The sequence below is a fragment of the Shewanella chilikensis genome (genome assembly GCF_002836945.1).
Taxonomy (GTDB): domain Bacteria; phylum Pseudomonadota; class Gammaproteobacteria; order Enterobacterales; family Shewanellaceae; genus Shewanella; species Shewanella chilikensis.
Window position 1 is genome coordinate 22062 of record NZ_NIJM01000052.1, and the last position, 7413, is coordinate 29474.

Genomic DNA, 7413 nt, shown 5'->3' on the forward strand with positions numbered 1-7413 from the left:
CTTCCTTATTTGATGTAGCAATACCAATAGATAAACAGCAGCGCAAAGCCAAACAGGTAACCGAGTCCCAGCCAGCCCCAGAGTTGCATGCCCCTGCCGTAACGGGCCTCAGTCGGCAGGGTTTTGGAACTCATCAGCCGTAGATTCAACCAGGCAAAAATACAGGTAGTCATAAAGGCCTGGATCATCACCAATTCCAACAGTGATAGCAAGGCACCCTTAAAGAACAGGATCAGCAGCAAGGCCAGCAGCGACATAACCAGCATGATCCCAGCCAGGCGTTTACCGCTGGGGCGGCGCTCAAGCAGCAGGCGCCAACCGGCATCCAGGGTGCGGCTGTAACCATCGAGCACAGTGACAGTGGTGGAGAAAATACACAGCAGCGCCACCAAGGCGATAAGCATACGGCTCCACTCCCCGAGCACGCTGGCGTAGAGGGAGATCAACTGCCCGGCAAACTGGGCTCCCGAGTCGGCAAAGGAGGCTCCCGAGCCATGCATGACACCGGCACCCAGGCTGAGAAACACCAGTGCCAGCAAGGCGGTGAGCCAATAGCCGATATCGAAATCCAACCTGGCCTGGGCAGCGCTCAGAGCGGCTTGCTGTTGATTGATGCGCTGTTTCTCCAGCAGCCACAGTGAGTTCCAGGCGCTGACTTCAATCGGTGCCGGCATCCAGCCCATCATGGCGATCAAAAAACCAAGATAAGCCCATTGCCAGGGAGAGGGGGAGACGAAGTCTTTATCCAGCACAGACTCCACCCCCAGCATCATGGCCGCGGCTGTCAGAGTGCCCAGGGTCAACAGCGCCATCACAACTTTGGTCATGCGATCAAGCAGGCTGTAGCGCCCAAGCAATAACAGCAGCAAACTGGCGCAGAGCACGATAAAAGACAGAATATCTATGCCGAGCGGCACAAACTGAGTCAGCATGGCGGCACTCAGCATGCTGACCCCGGCGGTGCTGGCAATGGCAGCAACAAGATTGAGCAGACTGAACAGCCACAGATAGCCCTTTCCTTGCCTGAGATAGCCCTCAAGCAGACTCTCGCCGGTCGCCGCCGTGTATCTGGCTCCGGCGGCAAAGAAGGGATATTTGAGCAGATTGACCAGCACCACCAGCCAGGCCAACTGCCAGCCAAATTCGGCGCCGGCACGGGTTGAAGCCACCAGATGCGAGGCGCCTATGGCCGCTGCGGCCACCAGTACGCCCGGGCCCATGGCGGCCATTAGGTGCCTAAGGTGAGTGAAAGAAAAACCTTTGTTATTCAATGTAGTGTCATTCATGGCGCGCTCTTTTCCCGGGCCAGTAAGGATTCGATATTGACCAGCGAGGAGCGGATCTCCCTGAGTAACATCAGCTGCTCATGGTTGCTGTCATGTCCATTTGAGTTGGGCTCCTTGTGATCCAAATGCTCTTTTTGTGCCAGCACAGCGGCGCGAAATCCGTCGGCATCGACTATGCCAACCAGGCTTATCAGGGCGTTATTGCTGGATTGTCCGGCGGTTTCCACCTTGAGTTTCTTCAGACCGAACAGGCGCATCAGTGGCCCCTGAATAAGCGCCATGTCGGTGATTTTATCCAAGGGCACAGTATTTTCGGTGCGGGTCAGCAGGCCGCGGCGCACTACTAGCTTACGCTTGGTCAGCTTGGCGCTCATATTGGCGAGATTATCGGCAAAGCGGGCCTGAAGCAGTGGCGCGGCGGCTGTGGACATGACGACTTCCTATATCAGTAAAATCAAATTTACCCCAGTTAGAGGCATTGACTTTAGATATTAAAGAGTTAAGTTGAATTGGTAAATGTTAAAAATATATGACAACACGGAAGTTTGTAGTCGTGGTTGTTTTCCATAAAAACAACTGAAGAAATTAGGGATGATTATGAATAGACCTCACCTCACCCTGAGTGCCTGCGCCGCGGCGCTTGCCTTGACCTCTGCCGGTGAATCCTTCGCGGCCGAGGAGTCTGTGGAGCGCATCGAAGTCACAGGCTCGCGGATCAAACGTACCGATATGGAAGGCCCATCGCCCATTCAATCCATAGGCAAAGAAGATATTGCCAACATGGGCTACGACAACCTGCAGCAGTTGCTGGAAAGGATGCCGGCGGCCGGGGCCGGCACTTTCTCCACCCGCGGCAACAGCCAGGACTCTACCGCCAACGGTGCCGCCGCCATCAGCCTGCGTGGCATGGGGCCGGATGCGACCCTGGTGCTGATCAATGGTCGCCGGGTTTCCATCAGTGCCTTTGCCGAAGGGGTCAGCAATTCTTTTGTCGATATCAACAGCATTCCCGTATCGGCCATTGAGCGGATAGATATACTCAAGGACGGCGCCTCGGCCATCTATGGCTCGGATGCCATTGCCGGGGTGGTCAACATAGTGCTGAGGAAAAACATCGAAGGCATTGAAGTCAATCTCGGCTATGGCGCCACAGATGGCCCCAATTACAACGAAAAGACCGCCAGTCTGGTGTGGGGCACCATGAGTGACAAGGGCAGCGCGTCTGTGATCCTGGATTATTTCAGCAACTCGACCCTGAGCGCCGATGAGATGGGGCAGTTTGGTACCGCCAATCAGTCGCCCTGGGGCGGGGAGGATTTCCGTTCTTCCCGGGGTTTTCCGGGGTATTTCTATGTCAATGGTGTCAAGACCATAGATCCGGCTTGTCCGGCCGATTCCGCCACATCGAGCGGCAGCTGCCTGTTCGATTATGGCCCCTATAACTTGGTGATCCCCGAGGCCGAGCGCATAGGCGCCATAGGTCAGTTTGAGTATCACCTGAGTGATTCCCTGACCGCCTTTTTGGAGCTGGCGGCTCAGCACAATACCTCCAAGGCCGGTGGTGCCGCCACACCGCTGGATGAAACCGCAGGTTTGACGGTTCCCGGTTCACATCCCAACAATCCTTTTGGTCAGGACATTGACATAGGCCGCTTCCGCACAGTAGATGCCGGTCCCCGCCGCTGGGATATCGAGTCCGACAGCTTGAGATTGGTGGCCGGTCTGCGCGGCAGCTTCAAGGAGTGGGACTGGGAAGTCTCGGCCCAAAAGGGGCGCAGTGAGTCGACCCAGACAGGGGATCGCAGCCAGGGCTGGGTACGGGTGGACTATCTGCAGGAGCAAATCAATCTCGGCAACTACAACCCCTTTGGCGGCACCATCAACTCACCCGAGGTGATAGATGCCATTACCACCAGTCTGGTGCGTCAGGGCAAGTCACATATTACCGCCTATGATGCCAGCATTTCGGGGCATGCCTTTACCCTGGCTGACAGGGATATCATGTTGGCCGCCGGGATGGAATATCGTGAAGAGGATGTCAGCGATGTGCCCGATGAGCAGTTCCAGCGCGGGCTTATCTTCGGGACTGAAGCGGTTTCCGCCGCGGCCGAACGCGATCAGTATGCCGCCTACCTGGAGTTTTCCATTCCGGTGACCGACAGCTTCGAGCTGCAACTGGCGGGGCGCTACGATCATTACAGCGACTTTGGCTCCACCACCAATCCCAAGGTGGCGTTCCATTGGGGCATGACAGAAGACTTGAGCATGCGCGCCTCCTGGGCCCAGGGGTTCCGGGCGCCATCGCTGGCCCAGATAGGCCTGGGCCCTTCGGAAAAGAGTAACTTCTTCAAAGATACCTATGCCTGCGCCGCTCAGGGTATCTCAGAGGCCGACTGTGAGGTGCTGGATTACAACACGGTATTTGCCGGTAACCCGGATCTGGATGCCGAGGAGTCGGAAACCTGGAACATAGGCATGATCTGGGCGCCGAGCCAGAAGTTCGATATCGGCTTCGATATCTGGAACATCACCCAGGACAACAAGATAGACGAGCAGCCTCTGGGCGACATCTATGCCGCCAACTGTAATGATCAAAACAGCGCTATCTGTGTGCGCCTGCCCCCCGCCGGTGGCGAGCCGCTCGGGGTGCTTGATGTGATTCACTCAAGCTTTGTTAACTTAAGCTCCCAGGAGGCACAGGGCCTGGATATCTCGGCTCACTACGGCCTGGAACTGGACAGCTATGGCGATCTTAAGTTTGGCCTTGAGTGGAGCTATCTGGACAAGTTTGAAAAGGACGGCCTGGATTATACCGGCGAATATGAGTATCCCCAGTACCGCTGGCTGGCCAGCACTAACTGGACCATGGGCGACTTTGCCGCCAACCTCAATGTCAGCTACATAGGCGAATTTGAAGATACGCCGGACATCAACTTCGACGGCGCCCTCGACTTTACCGAGAACAAGTCACGTATGGTGGATGCCCAGTTCCTGGTGGACTTGCAGGCTTCCTACCGTTTCAACGAGATGTTCAAGTGGACGCTCGGGGTCAACAACCTGTTGGATGAAGAGCCGCCGTTTGCCATAGGCGATGGCGATGCGGATCTCTATGGCTATGTGATGTCTGTGCATAACCCCAGAGGCCGTTTCATCTACACCAAGGTCAGTCTTAACTTCTGAGGCAGGCACCCGGCCCTTGATGGCAAACTGGCAAGGGCCGGATGCTGGAGAGTTGAGATAAGAGGTGAGAGATAAGAGCCGAGAAACAGGGACAGAGTGACAAGCTTGAGGCAGTGGGAGTATCTTGTTGTTGTTGACCTTATCATCATGGCGCCTGCGGGCGCCTTTTCTGCCACCATACCTGCGTTAGCCATTGCTTATGGCGACAGGGCAATTTAAGGAAAGTAATATGATTCGACTCTATGGCACGCCGCGAAGCCGGGCGCTGCGGGTTTCCTGGTTGTTGGAAGAGCTGGAACTGCCCTGGGAGTTTCACTTTGTTGATATGGCCAAGCAGCAGAACCGCACTCCTGAGTTCCTGGCGCTTAATCCCTGCGGCAAAATCCCCGTGCTCGAGGATGACGGTCTGGTATTGACCGAATCGGCGGCCATTATGCTCTATCTGGCCGAGCGTTACGGTGAGGGGCGTCTGTTGCCCAAGCCAGGCACGGCAGCCTCCGGGCATCATCATCAATGGTTGAGCTTTGTGATAACCGAGTTGGAGCAGCCGTTGTGGACCATGGGCAAGCACAGGTTTGCCTTGCCGGAGCAGCAGCGGGTGGCGGCGATTCAAGCCACGGCCGTATGGGAGTTCAACAAGGCCGCGGCCATTGCCGAGCAGTGGCTGCCTGATAGCCCATTTTTGCTCGGTGATGAATTGACTGTGGCCGATATACTGCTGGCTCATACCCTGAACTGGGCCACCATTTTTGAGCAGCAGATCCCGCCCAAACTGGCGGTTTACCGAGACAGGCTTAACCTGCGTCCGGCAATGAAAAAGGCGCTGGACAAAGCCAGCGCTAATTTAACTGATTAATTCAAACTCTGGTTTCAAAGCCGCGGTATTTCAGGGCCGTGATATTTCAGAGCTGCGCGGCCGCCCACTTGGCGCGGCTTTCGCGGCTCTCACCCAGCCCGCCTTGCTGCTCTCTGAAGGCCTTGTAGGATTCCACATTCAGTGGCACCAGGCTGATATCCACTTCCAGCACCAGTTTGCACTCTTTCTTGATCCGCCAGGCGGCGGTGTTGTACAGCTCAGTGAGTGGCAGCGAGCTTAAAAACTCAGGGTTGTACTGGGTGTAAATCGCCTGGGTGGGATAAACCACAAAGGCCAAACGGCGCTTGGGTTCTTTCTTGAACATGGCCTCGATACCATCACAGGTGTTCAGCACCTGCATCTCGATAATATCGTCGATTTCCAGCAGTTTTTTCTGGGCTAGTTCGCTTACCTGCGCCTCGCCCGTTTCCCAGGAGAGCAACTCGGCTTCATCGACTTTCAGTAACTCGGCGGCCTGGGCGGTACCCAAGCCAAGAGATTGGCGCAGGCACTGAAACTCGATGGCGTTGAGCGGATATTGTTTGGACATAATGCTTCCTGTTTTTTCTATGTGTCTGATGGCGTGGCGCCCAGGGCGTGCCTGCTTGTGTCAGCTTTGCAGCCAGACGTCTTCGACCCATTGCCAGAGTGACTCCCAGCAATCTTCTTCATCCAGGCCGTCCTGGTTCCAGAAGTAGACCACACCTTCCTGATCTATGCAGTAAAAGTCATCACCGGTTTGGCAGATGGCAATCAGATCTCTGGGCATTCCCAGCGACCAGGCATAGGAGGTCACTTCCGGCAGATAGGTGTGGGAGTGGGGATCGGCAGCGGTCACCGGCTCCAGGCTGCCATAGATAACATCACTGGCATGCAGTAGATATTCTTTCAGCTCCGAGGGCAGAGGGATGAGTATCTGCTCTTCGATATCCACCAGATCGTCAAAGCCGGGCAGATCCAGCGGTACAGGAACCTGCTCTGACAGTTCCTGCAGTTGCTCTATGATTTCATGCATGATTTTACGCTTTGGCCGAGGGTCAATGCGCTGGAGTATAGCGGCTTGTTGGCCGCTGACAAGCTTTGTCAGGCGACTATGGTATTTTCTATGCCAAGAGTCTGGGTTTGTTGGCGTTTATAACCCAACCAGGCCTTGTGGTACAGCTTGTGTGATTCCTGGCGCAGCTTCTGGATCCTTGCCAGTTCCAGCTCGCTCAAAGGCCTTTGCTCGCGGGCAGCCTTATGTTCCATCGCCTGCACTGCTTCATAGACTTGGTGCTCGGCGCCGTTTTTGATGGCGGCAATCTTCCTTAAGTGCAACTGAACTTCGGCAATCAGGCCACTTTTCGGCAGCTGCAGCAGCAGGTTGATATCCCGATAGCCGGAGGCCTTGGGCTGGGCAAACCTGTCTTTGACCTGCAGCACATTGGCCTGTTGATTCAGGGTGTCAAAGGCCAGCTGCAGATCATCAAGGCTGTCGGCTATCAGGGTGGCTCGCACCAGATCTGTCAGGGCGGCAGGGTCGTTATTCAGCTTGTGCGCCACCTTGGCTTCGGCCCGTTGACGCTCTTTCACCTTGGCCAGTAGCAGCTCGGTCTCGCTTTGATTGGCTATCTGTGACAGGAGACAGTGCAGTTCATTTTGTGCCATAGGTGCCTGCTGATAGAGGGCATTGAGGCTGGAAACGGGCTGCCTTGGGGCGCTAAAGCTTTGTTTCTTGAGGGCATTGAATGGGAGGGCCGAGTTTTGGCGCTGGCTGTAGCCGCTGTCGTCTCTTGGTTCAGCTTCATATTCTGAAGGCTGAGCGTAGGCGGTGCGCGCCGAAAGCAATAACAGGAAAACCAGGAAAGTGCGGAATAATCGGGTCATGGGGCCTCGCATCCAGAATGACTTCTAAGTGGCTTTGACTCCAATGTAGCACTTGGCTCTGAACCCTTGCTGAACCTCAAATGAAACTTTATTCATCTAAAAAGAAAGGCGCCTTGAGGTAATGCCGTTCACTTAGTGTGAACGGCATTTTTCTTAGGCTTAATGGGATACTTGTTTTTACTCATTTTTAACGCACGTGGATAGGCTCTATCCCGTTTCCCATCA

7 protein-coding genes are annotated in these 7413 nt (G+C 55.2%); 2 read left to right on the forward strand and 5 right to left on the reverse strand.

Going from position 1 to position 7413, the window contains the following annotated elements:
- Positions 1-5: 5 nt before the first annotated feature.
- A complete protein-coding gene (locus CX651_RS16255; protein WP_101056881.1) occupies positions 6-1286 on the reverse strand; it encodes an Nramp family divalent metal transporter in 1281 nt (426 codons plus the stop codon).
- Positions 1283-1717: a PH domain-containing protein gene (locus CX651_RS16260; protein ID WP_101056882.1), complete on the reverse strand. Its 435-nt coding sequence runs from the start codon at positions 1715-1717 to the stop codon at positions 1283-1285. Before CX651_RS16260 ends, CX651_RS16255 begins: the two co-directional genes overlap by 4 nt.
- Before the next feature lie 166 nt (positions 1718-1883).
- Here CX651_RS16260 and CX651_RS16265 point away from each other — a divergent pair, with 166 nt between their 5' ends.
- Positions 1884-4466: a TonB-dependent receptor gene (locus tag CX651_RS16265; protein WP_071237085.1), complete on the forward strand. Its 2583-nt coding sequence runs from the start codon at positions 1884-1886 to the stop codon at positions 4464-4466.
- A 229-nt stretch (positions 4467-4695) separates the two neighbouring features.
- Complete coding sequence (locus CX651_RS16270; RefSeq protein ID WP_101056883.1) at positions 4696-5322, forward strand: glutathione S-transferase family protein; 627 nt, start codon at positions 4696-4698, stop codon at positions 5320-5322.
- A gap of 46 nt (positions 5323-5368) precedes the next feature.
- On the opposite strand, the gene CX651_RS16275 is transcribed toward CX651_RS16270, so the two are convergent.
- From CX651_RS16275 to CX651_RS16285, 3 genes are all read right to left on the reverse strand, one after another.
- A complete protein-coding gene (locus CX651_RS16275; RefSeq protein ID WP_101056884.1) occupies positions 5369-5872 on the reverse strand; it encodes a DUF4447 family protein in 504 nt (167 codons plus the stop codon).
- Between the two features lie 60 nt (positions 5873-5932).
- Positions 5933-6337, reverse strand: coding sequence for an SMI1/KNR4 family protein (locus CX651_RS16280; RefSeq protein ID WP_101056885.1), 405 nt, complete (start codon positions 6335-6337; stop codon positions 5933-5935).
- Between the two features lie 68 nt (positions 6338-6405).
- Positions 6406-7188 carry a RelA/SpoT domain-containing protein gene (locus tag CX651_RS16285; RefSeq protein ID WP_101056886.1) on the reverse strand — a complete coding sequence of 261 codons (783 nt, stop codon included), beginning with the start codon at positions 7186-7188 and terminating at the stop codon, positions 6406-6408.
- Between the last annotated feature and the right edge of the window lie 225 nt (positions 7189-7413).